This window comes from Candidatus Lariskella endosymbiont of Epinotia ramella, from assembly GCF_964019805.1.
GTDB lineage: Bacteria > Pseudomonadota > Alphaproteobacteria > Rickettsiales > Midichloriaceae > Lariskella.
In genome coordinates, this window is record NZ_OZ026472.1 from 451,687 (window position 1) to 470,708 (window position 19,022).

The window sequence follows — 19,022 nt, forward strand, 5'->3', positions numbered from 1 at the left end:
GGAAGTAGAGTTTCAAAAGAGGTCTAATATAAAGCGGCAGTATATGTGTTGATATAATTTAACGCGAGTTGTCAATTAATTGCTTGCTGTGTGGCAGATTTTAGAGCCCTATATGTTGCTTGAGGGTTTTTGCAAATAAATAAAAATAACATATGAAAAAGGTTTTTGCATCAAGGTACTGGTTTTGATGATTTGATGAAAGATCTATTGATCCGCATTACCGGTAATTAGTAGCTTAGATGCTTAATATTAATTGGCAACTCGTGCTAATTTAATAAGGTAAATAATACGTTTGATATTGATATAAATGCAATAAATGAAGAGCTAAATATAGTCCAAGCAACTAGTCCTTTTTTTGATCAATCTGATTATATGGAGACTGCGAAGGTGTAAAAATGCTTTAAAAGTGACGAAAGAAATGTATATGAAAATTTCTACTATAGGAAGTGACATTATATATTGGAATTTTGAAATCGAAATAGAAAATCAAGATCATAGCAAGCAATCTATAAAATATAGTGCTTTAGGAGAGGTCATGCTGCCTTATTATAAATAGAGATGCTTTCGTAGTTTTGATATTTTTTTGTAAAATTAAGATAATTGGTCTCTGTACTTGAAAAAATTGCAATATATAATAGCACTGCTCATCAAAGCTATTTGCGCAGACTTTTTTAGCCTAATTTTTAAAATATAGTCAGGGAATTTGAAGGCATTATATTATTTATGAAAGCAAAATCAGCAGCTTGCTAAAATGTTTGAAAATTGTGTGCTAAAGATATAACTTCAGATTGTGCTACATACTTACTCTATAATACTTTCAATCTTCTTGACTATACTTGTGAAGCTTTAATATCAATTAACTCTTGTACTATAAAACTTGTCTTGGTTCTCTGAAGAAATAAAAAATAGGCTGCTGTGGGTTCCTTTCTTCGCAGGACTCGGAATACTCTATTTCTTCTATGTTGGTGCATTTATGAAAATGTACCAGCTACTCATACTTTTAGTGTGTTTATATATACTGATGATGTGCTCAAAAAGAAATGTAATTCTTTATTGCGTTCTTGCTGCAGTACTTTGTATATCTATCGGCTATCTAGCTGCAAGATTTAGAAGTGACAGTGCTTTTACACATATGATAGATACAAAGATTGATTCTGTATTAGTGATTGGCAAGATAGAAAATATAGAGGTAAGATCGAGAGATTTGAGATTATATCTTTATGATTTAAGTATAGACAAAGTGGAGCAGGCTAACAGTCCTGTGAAGATCAGGATTAATACAAGGGAGAAAAATTTAGCTCTGAATGTCGGTGATAAAATAGAGGTTAGGTGTAATATATTGCCACCTCCAAGGCCGATGTTACCTTGGGGCTTTGATTTTAGTAGACATGCGTATTTTAAACAAATAGGTGCTGTTGGTTATGCGACTGGTAAAGTTAGAGTGCTGTCTAAGTCACAGAGACATCAAAATGAACAACAAGATGAGCTGTATATAGATGATAAGTTAAATGATGAAGCTTTATTTGGTGAACATGATGTTCAGTTCAAAGAAGTGGAAGAAGAGTTATATGAAAAACTTGCATTTGGACATGGCATTTTTATAGAGTTGGTAGTTTTTGTTAATAAAGTAAGAGCAAAGATTGTTGGCATATTATCCTCACATATGCAAAAAAGAACTACTGGTGTTGCATCTGGGCTTTTAGTTGGAGATGCATCAAGCATAACAGATAGTGATTTTAAAGCTCTCAGAATAGCTGGGATAGCGCATATAATTGCGATCTCAGGTATGCATATCGTACTAATTTCTACAATACTTTTTATGAGAGTTTTCACATAAAGATAGATAAGGTTTGTTCTTGATATTGTGTAAATATTTGTGGTGTTGTAAGAGCGCACCAAAGCTTGATGGATCCGTAGACCATTGACTCCTTCTTTGAAACGATCTTAGTACGCCGTGTCAATGATGTCGCGTGTTACTATTATCTCTCTCGATAGATACTGTGCCAGACTTGCCAATCGTATGACGCTTTTTTGGTAAAACTTTAGAAAAAGCATTCCAATCATCCGTATAAAAATGACATTCTTTCAGATGACTCACTTTGTCGTAGAGCTTTTGGAATGTTGCAGTATCACGATTGCCTGTAACCCATGCAACAGTTCTCCTTGTGCTACGATCAACCGCCTTGATGATCCAAAGCTTGTTTTTTTTGAACCAATAAAATGCCACATCTCGTCAAATTCCATCTCCATAATATCCGAAGAGATGATTGGCTCCTGAGTCTTGTTCATCGCCTCTACTAACCAGCGATAAATTATGGACGGTGAGTGTCCTAATATCCTGCCTAACATAGAAAAAGAGGCCTTGCCAAGGCTATATAGCATAACACATAGTGCTTTCTTAACGGCTGTTTGAGGCTTTTTGCGCAGATCGCCCTCAACAAAATTTAGAAGGCATGATCTGCACTTATAACGCTGTACACCCCTCACAATGCCGTTTTTTATAAAGCTATCGGAACCACATCCCTTACAACAAACCATAAAACCACCATTTAGTTCTTAAAACAGTGATCATATCATATCTCTATCTAATTGTGAAAACTCTCCTTTTTATAAGCACAAGGTTTATAATTATCAGAATACTTGTGATACAAGCAAGGTTTGCAGCTTATCAGCATAAAAAATCTAGAGATATAAAAGCAGAAAGCAATTTAAATAATAAAAATGGCAAATATACAAGAATAGCAATTTTTGAAGTAGTAGGTACATATTATAGTGATAAAATAGCAGCGTTCATTTCAATGATTGGTTCTGCTATGTATCTTGTGCTTGCTGGAATGCCTGTTTCTGGGCAGCGTGCATTGGTTGTTTCTTACATATTTCTAATTGGTATTATCATAGATAGAAAGCCAAACGCGTTAAATTCACTATGTATAGGTGCTTCTTTAATATTATTATTTCAACCAGAAGCTATTTTTAGTCCGAGCTTGCAGATGTCGCTTAGTGCCTGTCTTGGTCTAATAGTATGTTACAGGTTTCTTGGTAAGTTTTTATTTATTAACTTGAAGCAAAAAAATTATGTAAAAAGAGTATTCTTCTATTTGCTTAATATTACAGTTTCTACTCTTGCTGCAGGTCTTGCAACTGCGCCATTTATAATATATCACTTTCACCAATTTTCTACATATAGTGTTATTGCAAATCTAATTTGTATTCCATTAAATGACTTTTTTATAATGCCACTTGGAATTTTATCTATGTTTTTAATGCCGCTTGGGCTTGAGAAAATTGCTATAATCCCGATGGAGTTTGGTATTAACATAATGCTATATGTTGCGAATTTAGTTTATATTCTACCAAATTCGTCATTTTATGTGCCTAGTTTTAGCAATTATGCTATTGCAGTAATGGTTTTTGGCGCTTTGCTTATATCATTTTGTAGAACTAAAGTTCGGTATTTAGGTATTCCGATGTTTGTATATTCTATCGCCACGCTTTTTTTTCACGAGCAGCCTTCTATATTAATTAGTGAATCTGGGAAGTTATTTGCAGTTAGAGATAAGAATGAAGTGTTGTTTTCAAGTGGTGTTAAAGAGAGATATATAAGAAATATATGGATGAATGAGCTTGGAGTAGAATCACTCAAAACACTTGCAAAATCAAAAATAGAAGGCTGCAATGCTGATATTTGTAAATATACCAAAGATAGTATTAGAGCTGTTATAGTAAGCAAACTTGATAGTTTGAAAGAGGAATGTGAAGCTGTAGATTTATTTGTAAACCTTGCAGATAAGAATTTTGTCTGCAGTAGTGCGAAAAGAAGTATAAATCTATCAGATTTGAATCAAAAAGGTGCGCATTTAGTGAAAATTTCTGGCACTGAGATGGTGATAGTAAATGTGGAGGATGAGAGAGTTTTTAAATAACTGCTTATATGTACTTGCCATATTTTTCAAAATTGGCTTAGTGCAGAATGGTCCTTATGTTCACTATCACTTGCGTTACAATTCTTTCTAGCTCTTTTTGAAGTCTCACTTTGTAGAAATATAAATAAAAGAGCAATTCTGCATTGACCTCAGGTAATATGCACTTTATCCACTGCTTCAAAAACTGATTTGCATACTTATTCTGATTCCATCCATGGTGCAAAATATCGACTATATGAAGTCTTTCCATCAAAAATCGCAATTTTGGTATTTTTCCTGCTGGATTCATTTGCCTCATAATTGCTTGCAGGCAAAGATAAATTCTTCCGCTTCTTAGGAAGTGATGACGCAAGCGACTATAAATTATTCGTATTCATATAATTTTAGTAATTGACTATATATCCAACATCATGTTTTATAATTTTATTAAGAGATCTTAAACGTAATGCTTAAGACTTAAAAAAACTATTTGCAATAAAGGACAGGTAAAAACATGGTAGATTATAGTAATCCAGGTTTTGTTAAAGCAAGGAATGCAGCATCAGTACGCAAGGAATTTGAGTCTTCTGGGCGGGATTTTGCGACTTTTTCTGCAACAAATCTTACGGATTCTCAGATATTTACTATGACAAATCGGCTCGAGCCTTTGTCTATGGATGATATAAAACAAAGTGTTTGCTCACAAATTTCTATGCTTCCAAATGATTGCAGTTTGTCTGATCTAAGCGAACTCAATCTTCATCTTAAAACACTCTCATTATTACCAAATAAAATTTTAAGCGCACTTGAAGCAAGCAACACAAGTTCCACAGCACATCAAGTAATAAAACACAAAGCTTACAAAAGTGAGGCTTTTGATAGTGCATTTGAGCTTATCACAGGCAAGGCACAAGAAGGCCCTTTGTCATTTGATACTGTATTTTTTCAAGTATATGCTAAAACTAAAAAGATATTCACAGATGCTTTAAACAAAGTTGGTCAGACTCTTAGTGGAAATGCATCTAAAAAAGCACTTTATGCAGATACCGCATCTAAAATTGAGTCAAATTTTAATCAGCTTTACGCCGCTCAAGTCGCCTCAAATGAGAGTGCTTATGGTGAAAATGGTATACTAGCAAAGCTTGGAATCACACCAACTCCTGCAAATTCAAATCCTACATATGTTGCAAGTGAAATACAAAACCTAATTGATGCTGAGAAGAACTTTTTCTCGAACATTGCATTAAATACTGAGCTATATGAGAAGCATAAACTGTCAGATTTGCCAGTTAAAGCTGCGTCAATATTAAATCAGATCAGTGCTTATCAGAAGTCTATGTTTGCTATGGATATTACTTGTAAGAGGTATGTTGCTGCTGCGAGCGATCAATCAGGTGAACTTCATCAGAGACTTAGAGAGGCATGTATTGAGTTTAATTCTGCTACTTCTCAAATAGATATTGGTAATAAATTTTCTGATGTTTGTGTGAAAGCTTTCGATATCAATACAAATACTGTGAGTATAATTAATATTCTAGGCTCAGGAACAGGTTTCCCTGCTATATTATCGCGTATCTGCAGTTCTTTTACTGGAACTCCTAAACTAGATGGGAATGGGGCTATTAACATGTATCTTAACCACGAATTCACAGCAGGTTGGACTTCTGGTAGATATATATTTAATAATTACTTGCCAGTTGAACTTGAATTATTAGATGAAATTGCTGCAAGTAATTACACTTGGCTCACGTTTGATTGAGTTTTAAGTCGCATGTATCATCACTTTCTAAGAAGCAGGAGGATTGATCTTGGCCTTGCAAGCAACTATGGCACGCTGGAAAATTCAGCAGAAAAAGTGAGAAAATTGCCAAAAACCTTATGGATTTTGTTATGCACTGCCAAGCAAGTGCCATAAGTATATTAGATTAGTACAGGGGCCGCTCTAAAAGCTAATTTTTGGCGTGTGTACTATATAGCAACTACATAGCTACACTAATTTCCTGTACTTTTCTTGTCAAAATCACTAGGTGTTGATACTTTATACGATGGCATTACTGAATTTCTAAGCAGCATGATAGATACCCTCCTATTTGGAGACGCAGAAGGATCACTTGGAATCTCAGGATTTGTATCAGCAAACGCAGTGACTTTTGCTATTCTATCAGGTGATATTCCATCTTTCACAAGTTCTCGCCTTGCTAAATTTGCTCTGTCGGCTGATAACTCCCAGTTACTATAATCTGCAAATAAATTCTCAGGATTCTTTTCTGTATAACCACCTATCGCTATAAAATTAGGTACATATTTAATCAGCTTTGCTATTTTATTCAATATTACAAGTGCTTGAGGAGTCATTTGAGCGTTACTGCGCTCAAACATAGGTTTGCCATCATTATCTGCTATTTTTATTATTAATCCTTCTGGCGTTTGTTCAAACAATACGTTTCCTCTATACTGGCTAAGCTGCGGATCTTTTTCTATCTCTCTTTTCAATTCATTTTCTATAGTGGTAAATTTTTCGTTTTCCTCTTCAATTGTAATATTTTGTCTACCTTGTTCAGAACTTATAACTTCACCAGCTTTCTTGACTCCATACACTATTCCTTTCACAGTACTGCCTTCAGAATCTACTTCGGTCTCATTGCTTTTCTGAGAGCTACCATCCATATATCCACTTCTGCCTACTATACCTATGGTTGGTTCAAAAAACTGAGCGATGCCTTGAAGTTTAGAAGAGGGTGTAGAATTTAATAACCAAAGTAACAAGAAAAAAGCCATCATAGCTGTGACAAAATCGGCATATGCAACTTTCCAAGCGCCACCATGTCTGCCATGTGATACATTGCGCTTGATCTTTTTAATCACTATGACCTGCTTATCTTGAGGTGATTTTTCTGCCATATATGCGCTCTATTAATCTTGTTACTGATTACTCAATAAATTTACTGCATTCTCCAACTCAATTATGGATGGTTTAGATTCAGCTGGTAATATCTGTCTAGCAAGTTCCATACAAAGAGACGGTGGGTGACCTGCAACATATGTTATAATCGCCATTTTTATGCATTCCAGCGGCACTATATTATCACTTGCTATTTTTTCAAATAGCGTCCCTATCGGAGATACTACTCCGTAAGAGAGGAAGACGCCTACTAACGTTCCAACCATAGCAGATGCTATTTTAATACTAAGTGTAGCAGCATCAGCACCAACTGCTCCCATCGCTATAATCACTCCTGTTACAGCTGCAACAATTCCAAGTCCTGGTAATGCTTCACCAAGCGTATGAATTGCAGCACCTGCTTCCTTCATCTTGTCAAAAGTACGTTGTATAACACATTCAATCATGTTATCAATTTCATGTGGATTATCGACTCCTAGCATAACCATTCTGAAGCTATCACAGAAGAAGGTAGTAATAGCTTCACTATTAGGTAATGTTCTCAAGTCATCGAATAAACTGCTGTTTTCAGGGTTATCTAAATAGCTCTCTATTTCAATAGCTGTAGCAGTACGAACTTTTTTCAAAAAATTGAACAAAAACAACAAGAGTATTGTATAGTGTTCTTTATGATACTGGTGTTTTGCACCAATTTTTTTCAAACAACTTATTACTTCTGCCCTTAAATGTTTAGGAGTTGAAATAATAAAACTACCAATTGCAGTACCAATTATAAGTAGCAACTCAAATGGTTGAAAAATAACCATAATATTCCCACCGCCACCTAGATAGCCTGTAATCATCGACGCAAAAACTACAAACAATCCTAAGCCAAAAGACATTTTCTCAGCTCTCTTATATTTAAATGATTAACTCTTTAGTAAAAGAAAAAACAAAAGCTAGAACGAACCTACAAACGTGACAAATCAAGGCAGAAAATTTACAACAAAAAGAGAACTGACAAGGTCTACAAACCATGCAGCACCAATTATATTAAAAATACACCACCCTCAATCCTGGATTGTAATTGGCGCTGTCTACAATTGCAATGCTTTTATCACAACTCTTATGCTATATAATTTGCCATATTGCTTAGCAAGAAATTGTGTACAGAATTATATATGAGAGATTTCTATATTTCTAAGATTTGCTATTTGTTAATGTGAGTTGCAAATCATTCTATAATTTGCCATCAAATTGTATTTAGTATCCAATCAAAGATACTGCATTACTATCTCAAGCAACTTATCAGCAATCATATTTTTATTTGCTCTATGTATATTGTGTATTATTTTGTCTCTAGTAATAACTTGCAATTCATTAAAGTCTTCTCCAAATACTTTATTTTCTGATACATCATTTATTGCAATCATATCAACATTCTTATTTACAAGCTTCTCATGGCCATTTTTAATGAGATCATTCGTCTCAGCTGCAAATGCCACACAAAATAAGTTAGGAAATGCAATTTTTACTTCTGATATAATGTCAGGATTTACAGACAACCCCAAATTCATTGAAGATTTGCCAGCAAGCTTTTTGATCTTATGCCGTGAATAATTTAGTGGCTTATAGTCTGACACTGCTGCGCACCCTATGAAAATATCTGCATTTCTGCATTCTAATAATGATATTTCCAACATTTTCTCTGAAGATTCAACATAAGTAACATTTAAAAAGCTTGGATAATTTATATCAGTAGGACCACTAATCAATGAAACTTTAGCTCCTGCATAAAAAGATGATAATGCAAGCGCATAACCCATTTTACCAGAGCTATAATTGCTAATAAATCTAATAGGATCTAGTTTTTCTCTAGTTGGACCTGAGGTAATAACAACAGATTTACCGCTTAGCAGTTGATCTCGTGTTTCTAAAATACAGTGATGTGATATATTATCAACCTCACTCATACGGCCCATTCCTATATCTCCGCACGCTTGAGATCCAAATTCTGGCCCAATAATTCTAATAGAGTTATTTAATAAGATATTTACATTGTTTTGAACAATAAAATTCTCCCACATCTTGGTGTTCATAGCAGGAGCTAGCATGATTTTAGAGCGCGCCGCAAGACATATTAATGACAACAAACAGTTTGCAAAACCATGTGCTAGTTTTGCAATAAAATTTGCAGATGCAGGTGCAATTAATATCAAATCTACATCTTTTGCCAGCGTTATATGAAGCATTGCATCACTTTGCAGCGTTGCATCATATGTATATACTCTATTTGGAAAAAGTGCACGCCATGTCATAGACGAAATAAAGCTCTCTGCGCATTCAGTGAGTACTATAATCACGTCAAATCCGGCAGATAATAGCAGTTTTGCTAAATCAATAGATTTATAAGCAGCTATGCTACCAGTAACACCCAAAATTATCTTTTGTTGCATTTATCATAAGTCATATGTTTGAAAGCTATCAGTAAGTATACCTTGAAACATAGAATCAAGGTCAATATATGCTATACTTCAAGAATTTGCAGCGCATACTAGCTTAAGTATTTCTGCTTCAGAAAGTTCAGTAACCTCTGAAATAAACTGAATATCAGTGTTCTTAGCAAGCAAGCGCATGGCAAGGGCTTTTTTTTCTTTGAGTTTGCCTTCTACTTTGCCTTTCTCAAGGCCTTCGGCTATACCTTTCTCAAGACCTATATTCATTCCTTTATCCAGAGCCGCGTCTAGCATAGATTGATGATCTAGGATACGTTTTTGCTGCTCTTCATATGACAGCAACTCTTGCTCTGACCAACCAAACTGGTCTAGTGCTTCATATGCTCTTTTGATTATTAAATCGCTTTCTATTATCTTTTGCAAATCAGACTCAGATGTTTGATCTGCATACTTAAAGAAATAACACCACTTTTGCAAGATGTTATCTAGCTTATCTCCTGGCTTCTTCTTAAATTTTGGCAGTTCAATAAACGTAAATGAGAAATCTTTTAAGTCATTTTCGTAAGTAACTTTGTCTAGAATAATATGATCTGATTTATAACTTTCCTTCTCTGGAAAGAGCACGCAATCTAGGATTGCTATAAAGATTATTTTCTTTAAATTGCAATAAAGGCCCATTCCATCAGACCCTCTTGCTGCCTGTCTTCCATAAGCTTTAGCTGCATAATACTGCGCTCTTTTCTCAAAACCTTTGCTTGGAGAGATCTGCATCTCTATTATGTATTGAACGCCACTTGCGTCTTTGCAAAGCACATCAACAATAGACTGCTTTTGATATGCGATTTCTGGATCCTGAACAGGACTTAAGAACTCCACAGATTGAATCTCATTTAGTCCTCTCATTTCCAAAACATCATTGATGAAATGTATCAGAATATCTTTGTTCTTTTCAGTGCCAAAGATCTTCTTAAACGCAACATCATTTTTAGGATCTAGATATTTGGAAAGTGACATTTTTTACTTTTTTATGCAATGTTTGATTATGATAAACGCATACTGCATATTCTAGCTTGAAATGCAGGGAATATCTAGGAATTATTCTGAAAATGCTGATTAAATGATGTTGAGTTTGCATGTAGGCTTTCTTGCGAATCATAGCACTCATGCTTTCTTAAATTATTTTGACACCACACGGGCAGCATTTCATACCTCTTCTGAGACTTTTAGCGCGCGTACTATCTAGCTCATCCGCCAAAAATTGATTTGCGCAAGCAAATCAATTTTTTTGGAGAAGTGAAATGTGCAAAAATTAGCTAGGGTGCACTATCTAATGCACATGCTTATTTATGCAACAAAGTTCCTTAAATGCGACAAACAAAAACCTATATCTCTTCTAACTATTCAACAGTATATCCATGCTGAAAAAATTAGGCTCAGGCGATAAATCCATCGCAAGAGCAATTTGCGCATCTTGCTCTTGCTGCTCGAAGTCAAATTGATCTCTAGCGTCAAAGTACTCTTCTTCTGCTCTGATCACCTGCAGAATTTCATGTGCATTAAGATGATTGAATATTAATTCTGCCATGTCATTATGTAGAACCTCACCACCCATTGCTCCAATATGTATAGGGTCAGTAATTAAGCGTGAGTTATGTGCACGTACTACTTCAATAGCTAATTCTAAAGCAATATCATTTATTCCTATGGCATGAGTAATTGCTTCATGATGGATGGCATCACGTAACCCTTCAGCATTCATATACTCTCTAAATAGCATGAAAGCAACAACATCTAGATTTTGCGACAAAAACGACATTGTTTGCGGATCTTGCATTATTGTATGAAATGCTTGCATGATATGTTGGTCATTTTGAGCATTGAGTATACCAGCAATCACACTTGCATTTATGTTTCTTGCAGTATTTTGTATTTGCTCTATGTGAGTGAGAAAATATACTGCAGCCCATGGGTTGTGTACTACTGTATTAAGCGCTGCTGTGATATGCTCTTGAGTGATTTCTTGAAAAATATGATTGCTATCTTCTCGTCTTTCGTGTCTTATATTCAATATTAGTTCTGGCTCATTCAGCAGTACTGTTGCTAAAAAAGCACGCGCTTGCTGTGGTAGATAGAACTCTCCTGTACTAGTTACTGAACTTAGCAAGTAATTGCGTGCTTCATGTGCTGTATCATAAATAAAAGACATACGTCCAAGAAATAGTGCATCGAGAAATGCATGATGAAATATGTTGCACATGGTACTCCCCAAGGTATTTAATATTAAACGAGGAGCTGTCATTACTTCTTCAAATGTAACTCCAGTTAATCTTAATGCTTCAAATGTCGCGCGTTGTTCTTCTATTGTGCGTTCTTCTACTATACTTTCGTCACGAGTGGTATATACAACCATCTACTTCCCTCAAATAACGCTCACCATCTGCACTAGGAGTACGTAAATGAAATTGAATAGCTGCTAACATCATTTCTCTTTGCAAAGGTGATGCTCCTTCTAGAGCAACACTTAAGTCAGCTCCATGCAATTCATCTAACTGACTCACTGTAGTTGGCCCTGGTTGCACAAGGAAGCTTGCGAATGTCGGGTATATGCTCCAATTCATAATCTTTCTCCGTGTTTATAGTTTTTTTAATATACTGAGTAACCTAGAAAACAAACCTTTGATGTAGTATCAATCTCATTTACAAAAAATCTCTTATATACTCACAATAAAAATACCCTGAAGTTTGATCTGCGAATTATAAAGGAAGCAGTGCTCTTTAGCAACAACTAAAAGTTTAGTTATATCGTATTAGTTGTATAACCCCTGGTAAATGAAGAGTTGGCATTTAAAACTTATACATATATGAAGTTATATCTCAAAAAGAATTAGGAAGAACTAAGGGTGCATGTGTGTAAAATCAATAACAACAAACGGTCTGATAAAAAGGCGTCAGTTTTGAAAATATTACTAGTATATAGCCTCAGCAAAGAACTTTGTGTAAATATCAGATGATTAACATGAGAGAATCTAATGATTAAACTTCTTCAAACGTTTGCTTTAGCAGCCAATTGCTTTGTCGTATCCTTAGCTTAATGGAATGCTCATATACTTCGTGCCGCATGCGACTTGTGTGACTCCGTATGTTCCTTGCACTTGCCTTAACTGAAATCAAGTGTTCAAAAAAACTTAATGAATATGTTTCGAAACTTTAGTCATGAACAACCTTTCTAAAGTTTGTGAAAGATAAAATTCAACGATTTTTGCAAAGAAGTATTATATGTTGCAGACGCTATTAAAGTTACGAAACTTGTATACTCAGATTATTAACAACTCGCGCTAGTGTAATAAATGAAAATATACTAAAATTATTCACTATATTTACCAAAATCAATATTACAATGCAGATTGCCCAGCTGCGAGCCTTGCTATAGAAACTCTGTATGGCGAACATGAAACATAATCTAGACCTGAATCGTGAAAAAATTTTATTGATTCTGGATCCCCTCCATGCTCTCCACAAACACCTAACTTAATGTTTGGGTTTGTTGATTTGGCTTTTTGCACGGAAAGTCTGATAAGTTGGCCAACTCCGTTTGTATCTATCGAAACAAACGGATCTTTCTGAAAAATCTTTTGTTCTAGATATGTTGGTAAAAACTTGGCACAGTCATCTCGAGAGATACCCATGACCATTTGTGTTAGGTCATTTGTACCAAAGCTACAAAAATCAACGAGTGGAGCTATTTTATCTGCTTCAAGAGCAAGTTTTGGTAGCTCTATCATAGTTCCGAACAAAAATTTAGCTTCAAAGTCGAACTGAGCCTTTAATTCCAAAGCAGTTTCACAAACAATTTTTTTAACTATTTGCAGCTCAGCTGCGTTCATAATAAGCGGCACCATTATTTCAGGAATAATATAGATACCGGCTTGCTGTGCAAATTGCCTCGCAGCAAGTAGAATAGCCTTCACTTGCATTGAGTAGATCTCCGGATACGTAACAGCAAGCCTAGAACCTCTATGCCCAAGCATTGGATTTACTTCTTTTAATCTTGCAATCTCAGTTGCAACATAATCTACACTATTGCCACTAGCCCCTGCAAATCTCTCTATTTCCTCATTTGTCAGTGGGAGAAATTCATGCAACGGTGGATCAAGCAATCTAATTACAATAGGCTTTTCCAGCATAATTTCAAAAAGATCAAGAAAATCCTGCTGCTGATACGGCAATAACATGTTAAGCGCTTTTACTCTTTCTTCTTTTTCTTTCGAAAGAATCATTTTGCGCATCCAAAATATTCTCTCAGACTGAAAAAACATATGTTCCGTTCTACATAGCCCTATTCCAAGCGCACCAAATTCTAAAGCTATTTTAGCATCTTGCTTAGTCTCAGCATTTGCCATCACTGACATTTTAGCAAAGCTGTCTGCAATTTTTGTTATTCTTCTATATTCATTAGAAACGCCTTGTAAGACTGTTGCTACTTTACCTGCAATTATATCTCCATTCATTCCATTTATCGTGATCCAATCACCTTCTTTAAGGATCGTAGTGCCGATCTTCAGCGTCCTCTTCTCTACATCTATTGTTATGCTAGATGCTCCACATACACACGGCTTTCCCATACTTCTTGCAACAACAGCTGCATGAGAAGTCATGCCACCACGTGCAGTTAGTATTCCGCAAGATGCGTTCATACCAGCAATATCTTCTGGGCTAGTTTCATGCCTCACTAGTATCACACTTCTACTTCGTGACATATCTTCTGCGGCTTGTGATGAAAAAACAATCTGTCCGCTAGCAGCCCCAGGAGAAGCAGGAAGCCCTCTTGCAATCACTTTGCTTGTTTCATTTGGATCTATTACTGGGTGTATCAACTGCTCTATGTTTTTTGCACTAACTTTCATAAGAGCTTCTTTATCTGATAAAATTCTATCATCAAGCATATCTAAAGCAATTTTGATATTGGCTTGAGCACTTCTTTTTCCAGTTCTAGTTTGTAAAATCCACAATTTTCCATCCTCAATTGTGAATTCTATATCTTGCATTTCTTTGTAGTGGTTCTCAAGTTTCTCAGCTATTTCAATTAGGTTAGAAAAAATTTGAGGCATTTTCTCCTCAAGTGATTCTATATCACTACCTCCAAACTCAGGTTTGCAACTAATGGAAATTGGCAATGGGGTATAGGTACCAGATACTATATCCTCTCCTTGAGCATTAGGCAAAAACTCACCAAATATTCTGTTCTCTCCATTTGATGGGCAGCGCGTAAACATTACACCAGTTGCACTGTTGTCACCAAAGTTACCAAATACCATTGCCTGTACATTCGCAGCTGTCCATATATCATCTGATATTGAATGAATAGCTCTATATTTCTTTGCTCTGTTACTATGCCAAGAGTCAAAAACTGCACACACAGCACCCCAAAGTTGTTCCCATGGGTCTTCTGGAAATTCTCTTCCTGTTCTTTTTATTATTAGATCTTTATATTCATCTATGATCTTATTCATTAATGTTGAATCAATATCTTGGTCTTGAGAGATGTTTTCCCTTCTTTTATGATTATTAAAGATTTTTTCAAATTCATATAAATCTATGCCAAGTACTACAGAAGAATACATTTGAATAAATCTTCTATAACTATCATACGCAAATCTTTCGTTCTTTGAGCTTGTAGCAAGTAACTTAACTGAACTATCGTTTAGCCCCAAGTTCAATATTGTATCCATCATACCAGGCATTGAGATTGCAGCACCAGACCTTACAGAAACAAGTAAGTTACTATTTGGTCCACCAAACCTTTTTCCAAGAGTATTTTCTAGATGAATAATTCCTTCAACGACTTGACTCTTTATTACATCCAACAAAGATCTGGAGTTCTGATAATATTCGAAACAAGCAGCTGTAGAAATAGTAAAACCAGGTGGTACTGGTATATCAATCTTAAGCATTTCTGCAAGATTTGCACCTTTAGAACCAAGCAGAGACTTCATTGAGCAATCTCCGTCAATATGATTTTGACTAAATTTATAGACGTATTGAACAGTTTCTGGTTTCATCCAATTATTCTTCGTCTTAGATTGATTAATAAGTTAAGTTGGGATTATAGCCGATACTTATAATTAGGATAAACTACAGCTCTCTAGTTGCTTAATTTAACTTTTTCATGTTTCACACATATACGTTGGACCACAAAAAATCCTCACGCTAGCACTTATGAAGGCAGTACCATAATAAACACCAATTCTTCATTTACCTGCGGTATACGATATAATCTCTTAGATCTCAGTATGAAAAATCTAGCTATTTAAACAATCGTGTACATTTAGCGTACCAGATATAAAGTACCAAACTCCTAGCACTTGTATACACATATCATTTGACTATTGCAAATATTTTTAATATAAGTCCATGACGCTTGTGAAATACTGAAAGGGGTGTGGATGTTAATACGAAACTTAGGTCTCATGCAAACTACTAGGTTTTTTGCGCTTGGATTGATTACGGATAAATTATGCGAGAGTATAATATTTGGTGCGATAAGGTCAGCTAATATATTCATTGCGGATTTATTAAATGATATCGTAACTGGTAGATCTATCGTAAATAGTTATAAAGGGAATAATTTTCCTGCAAACACTGTGCAGTGTGAAAAGCATGAAGAATATTCGCTTTCTGATTATTTAGAGCACCATGCATATGAAGTTGGAATTGGCTTGATGATACACACATCGGCTAAGGCTGTAATAAGCGTATTACCAAATGCTTTTCTTGAAAGAGTGCCGTTACATAGGGTATTAGAATTTTTCTCTACTTCTCCATTTGAATCTGTGGAATATTTCAACTTAGGACCGCCAGATTTTATGCAACCTTATTATGACGAAATATATGAGAAGCCTCACACAGTTATGCATATGGTTGAAGCTATATTGATGCCGTATTATAATGTATTATTTAAAGGAGAGCCTGCTGCTTGTGAATATGCTGAAACACTTGCATCAGTTTGGGATGATTTTTTGTTTGCAGCAGACTATTACAACATGCCGTTACAATTTGTAAAAAACAAATTTGAGGATCAAGGTATTTTATACCAAGATATATTAGTTACAAATCACACAGATCATTGGATAGATGATGAGTTATAAAAGTAAATAGTCTATCCCTTGAATTCTAAAACAATCTCTTGGAAAATGCTTCTACCATCTTATCACATAATCCAGGAAATAACTTAGAAAGCATCACAGAAAACGTTTTTGAGGCAAGCTCAATTTCAATATGAAAATCTACCTCCGTGTTATTCTCCGACACTTCCCTCAACTTCCAAGAAGTTTTTAAAAATTGAATAGTGGCAGATTCAAGCACCTCAGCAATCACAGATGCAACACTATATTTCACCATACCATGCTGATCATCCTCAATTACTCTTGGTGGAGACAAAAGAACTAATGAGGAATATTTCTGCGTTATAAAACCAAAACCAATATTAAGATCAGCAACTAATTTTTCCAGAATAACAGCATCAGACTTCTCATTACGCTCTATTACCTCTCGAGATATTATTTTACTCGCAGAACACCAAGGAATAAACTCATGGTACTTTTGAATATCTGATATCAAGCGATATACACTTTCTATATCACTATCTAAGCTTATTGTTTTTTGAAAAGTATGCATTAAACATTTTATTGCAAATTGACTAAAAATTTTTACTAAACAATGCAGTAACAATCACTACTTCGCAAATGCTTCTTCCCATGTTCCAGTGGTTGCAGCTCTTGTATACTCAGTCACCCTATTTTCAAAAAAATTAGTATGTTCTGGAGAATTAAGCATTTCGTCAAGCCAAGGTAACGGATTTTTCTCAACATTATATATTTGAGTCATCCCAAGCTGTTTTAATCTACGATCAGCTATATATCTGATATATAACTTAATATCACCAGATGACATACCTTCTATTGCGCCATCAAAGCCAAATGCCAGATCTATAAATGCATCTTCATGATGAACTATAGTTCTGCACGCTTCGTATAAAAATTCATGAAGCTCAGGTACAAAAACTTCTGGATTTTCATGTACAAAAGTCCTGAAAAGCTTAATTATAGAGTCTGTATGCAAAGTCTCATCTCGCACAGACCAAGTAATTATCTGCCCCATACCTTTCATCTTGCCAAATCTCTGGAAGTTAAGCAGCATAGCAAATGAAGCAAAAAGTTGCAGTCCTTCTGTAAAAGCACCAAATACAGCTAAGGTCTTGGCTATCTCAAGCTTAGAATCGACATTAAAATTTTGCATATAATCATACTTATCCTTCATTTCCTTATATTTCATGAAGGCCTGGTATTCAACATCCGGCATCCCTATAGTATCGAGCAACTGAGAATAACCATCTATATGTATTGTCTCCATATTAGAGAATGCAGCCAACATCATCTGCACCTCTGTTGGCTGGAAAACTCTGGCATAATGCTTCATATAGCAATTATTCACCTCAATGTCAGCCTGGGTAAAAAATCTAAAAATTTGAGTAAGCAGATGTCTTTCATTCTCAGTCAGCTCATGCTTCCAATCCTGAACATCATCTGCCATTGGGACTTCCTCTGGTAGCCAGTGCAATTGCTGCTGCAGTTTCCAAGCGTCATACGCCCATGGATATTTAAATGGCTTATATATAGGAGCTGATGATAAAAGTGACATGTGATACAAGTAAATTTTTTAGTTAATGAAATAATGCAAATTATAAAACAATAAAATATAGGAGAGAAAACTTGAAACACTAAGTATAGTTGCATATTCTATGTATGATAAACATCAAATGCATGAGCTAAGCATATGCCATGCTTCAAATAATATAAAGACACACTGTAAAATTCGATTTCTTTTTTTCATTCTCACCAAATTGTTTAGGCAATTATACTCCTACTATATTTCCGCTGCAAACAAAAACAGTAATAATTTTACTCCTAAATGAATGAACGCAAGTATATAGGCTCAATAAACTTGATATCGCCACGATTTGCAAAATCTATCATGTTCGAACCCACATTATCATTTATAATTTTTTCATATGACAATAACGCTAAGCCATTTGCTGTTGGCATAATAACTTTTTTTAACCCGTACTTCTCTGGCTCACTATTATATAACGATCTATTGTGTAGTGAGTAATTACCAAATACTTCATAGCGCTGCGCAACTTCATTTAAGAAATCTATATCTACAATACATGGCTCCATAATTGACTTAAATTGATCTTCTAAATCAATCGTATTTTTAATACTGGAACTTATAAAGGACTGACAATAAAACTTGTCAAAACTTGCGTTTAAAGCAATGACCTTGAGTGGAAACTTCTTTGTATTATATTCTGACTCAAAAGCAACAACCTCAAGTGTACTAAAATATATCAATGGTATTTTAGAGACTATACATATTCCATATGCAGCAGCAAGACCTATCCTCACTCCTGTAAAGCCACCTGGCCCAATAGTAACAGATATATAATCTAAATCACTATATATTAAGTTTGCTTCGCTCAATAATTCCTCAATCATTAGTAAAAGCCTTTCTGCTTGCATTGAATAACGTTCTTCAAGCTTTGTTATATGTACACTTCCGTCTATCAACAACGTCACTGAGCAAGTACCAAAACATGTATCTAATGCTAAAATTTTCATAATAACCAACTCAATTTGAAAAGTGTTATATGTAAAAATACAATATACAAATATGTTATAGGATGCTTACAAATGACCGACTTCATCATATGAACACAGGAACTGC

The 19,022-nt window shown here is 35.0% G+C and carries 16 protein-coding genes; 4 read left to right on the plus strand and 12 right to left on the minus strand.

Annotated elements, in window-relative coordinates; all coding sequences use genetic code 11:
• Window positions 1–979: 979 nt before the first annotated feature.
• Window positions 980–1,837 (plus strand): ComEC/Rec2 family competence protein, encoded by an 858-nt coding sequence (locus AACL20_RS01935; protein WP_339052658.1) that lies wholly within the window; start codon window positions 980–982, stop codon window positions 1,835–1,837.
• Between the two features lie 120 nt (window positions 1,838–1,957).
• Here AACL20_RS01935 and AACL20_RS01940 read toward each other — a convergent pair whose 3' ends face one another.
• Both AACL20_RS01940 and AACL20_RS01945 read right to left on the minus strand, forming a co-directional pair.
• A complete protein-coding gene (locus AACL20_RS01940; RefSeq protein ID WP_339052649.1) occupies window positions 1,958–2,191 on the minus strand; it encodes an IS1 family transposase in 234 nt (77 codons plus the stop codon).
• Window positions 2,095–2,538, minus strand: a complete 444-nt coding sequence (locus AACL20_RS01945) for a hypothetical protein (RefSeq protein ID WP_339052233.1) — start codon at window positions 2,536–2,538, stop codon at window positions 2,095–2,097. Before AACL20_RS01945 ends, AACL20_RS01940 begins: the two co-directional genes overlap by 97 nt.
• Before the next feature lie 53 nt (window positions 2,539–2,591).
• On the opposite strand from AACL20_RS01945, the gene AACL20_RS01950 reads away from it, so the two are divergent.
• Both AACL20_RS01950 and AACL20_RS01955 read left to right on the plus strand, forming a co-directional pair.
• Window positions 2,592–3,923, plus strand: a complete 1,332-nt coding sequence (locus tag AACL20_RS01950) for a ComEC/Rec2 family competence protein (RefSeq protein ID WP_339052430.1) — start codon at window positions 2,592–2,594, stop codon at window positions 3,921–3,923.
• A 493-nt stretch (window positions 3,924–4,416) separates the two neighbouring features.
• Entirely contained in the window at window positions 4,417–5,661 is a 1,245-nt protein-coding gene (locus AACL20_RS01955; RefSeq protein WP_339052431.1) for a hypothetical protein, read from the plus strand.
• A 233-nt stretch (window positions 5,662–5,894) separates the two neighbouring features.
• On the opposite strand, the gene AACL20_RS01960 is transcribed toward AACL20_RS01955, so the two are convergent.
• The 7 genes from AACL20_RS01960 to ppdK all read right to left on the minus strand — a co-directional run bounded on the left by AACL20_RS01960 (window position 5,895) and on the right by ppdK (window position 15,298).
• Window positions 5,895–6,803, minus strand: coding sequence for a flagellar motor protein MotB (locus AACL20_RS01960; protein WP_339052432.1), 909 nt, complete (start codon window positions 6,801–6,803; stop codon window positions 5,895–5,897).
• Between the two features lie 21 nt (window positions 6,804–6,824).
• Entirely contained in the window at window positions 6,825–7,685 is an 861-nt protein-coding gene (locus AACL20_RS01965) for a motility-associated protein (RefSeq protein WP_339052433.1), read from the minus strand.
• A gap of 372 nt (window positions 7,686–8,057) precedes the next feature.
• Entirely contained in the window at window positions 8,058–9,239 is a 1,182-nt protein-coding gene (coaBC, locus tag AACL20_RS01970; protein ID WP_339052434.1) for a bifunctional phosphopantothenoylcysteine decarboxylase/phosphopantothenate--cysteine ligase CoaBC, read from the minus strand.
• Between the two features lie 78 nt (window positions 9,240–9,317).
• A complete protein-coding gene (locus AACL20_RS01975) occupies window positions 9,318–10,253 on the minus strand; it encodes an Rpn family recombination-promoting nuclease/putative transposase (RefSeq protein ID WP_339052435.1) in 936 nt (311 codons plus the stop codon).
• 379 nt (window positions 10,254–10,632) lie between these two features.
• Window positions 10,633–11,649 carry a hypothetical protein gene (locus tag AACL20_RS01980; RefSeq protein ID WP_339052436.1) on the minus strand — a complete coding sequence of 339 codons (1,017 nt, stop codon included), beginning with the start codon at window positions 11,647–11,649 and terminating at the stop codon, window positions 10,633–10,635.
• Window positions 11,627–11,857 carry a hypothetical protein gene (locus AACL20_RS01985; protein ID WP_339052437.1) on the minus strand — a complete coding sequence of 77 codons (231 nt, stop codon included), beginning with the start codon at window positions 11,855–11,857 and terminating at the stop codon, window positions 11,627–11,629. The genes AACL20_RS01980 and AACL20_RS01985 overlap by 23 nt, the downstream gene beginning before the upstream one ends.
• A 774-nt stretch (window positions 11,858–12,631) precedes the next feature.
• Window positions 12,632–15,298: a pyruvate, phosphate dikinase gene (ppdK, locus tag AACL20_RS01990; RefSeq protein WP_339052438.1), complete on the minus strand. Its 2,667-nt coding sequence runs from the start codon at window positions 15,296–15,298 to the stop codon at window positions 12,632–12,634.
• 384 nt (window positions 15,299–15,682) lie between these two features.
• Here ppdK and AACL20_RS01995 point away from each other — a divergent pair, with 384 nt between their 5' ends.
• Window positions 15,683–16,384: a hypothetical protein gene (locus AACL20_RS01995; RefSeq protein WP_339052439.1), complete on the plus strand. Its 702-nt coding sequence runs from the start codon at window positions 15,683–15,685 to the stop codon at window positions 16,382–16,384.
• Between the two features lie 25 nt (window positions 16,385–16,409).
• Here the strand turns inward: AACL20_RS01995 and AACL20_RS02000 are convergent, their stop codons facing one another.
• From AACL20_RS02000 to tsaB, 3 genes are all read right to left on the minus strand, one after another.
• A complete protein-coding gene (locus AACL20_RS02000) occupies window positions 16,410–16,967 on the minus strand; it encodes a type II toxin-antitoxin system RatA family toxin (RefSeq protein WP_339040469.1) in 558 nt (185 codons plus the stop codon).
• A 3-nt stretch (window positions 16,968–16,970) separates the two neighbouring features.
• Window positions 16,971–17,936 (minus strand): ribonucleotide-diphosphate reductase subunit beta, encoded by a 966-nt coding sequence (locus tag AACL20_RS02005; RefSeq protein ID WP_339052441.1) that lies wholly within the window; start codon window positions 17,934–17,936, stop codon window positions 16,971–16,973.
• 266 nt (window positions 17,937–18,202) lie between these two features.
• Window positions 18,203–18,916 (minus strand): tRNA (adenosine(37)-N6)-threonylcarbamoyltransferase complex dimerization subunit type 1 TsaB, encoded by a 714-nt coding sequence (gene tsaB / locus AACL20_RS02010; RefSeq protein WP_339052442.1) that lies wholly within the window; start codon window positions 18,914–18,916, stop codon window positions 18,203–18,205.
• Window positions 18,917–19,022: the final 106 nt, after the last annotated feature.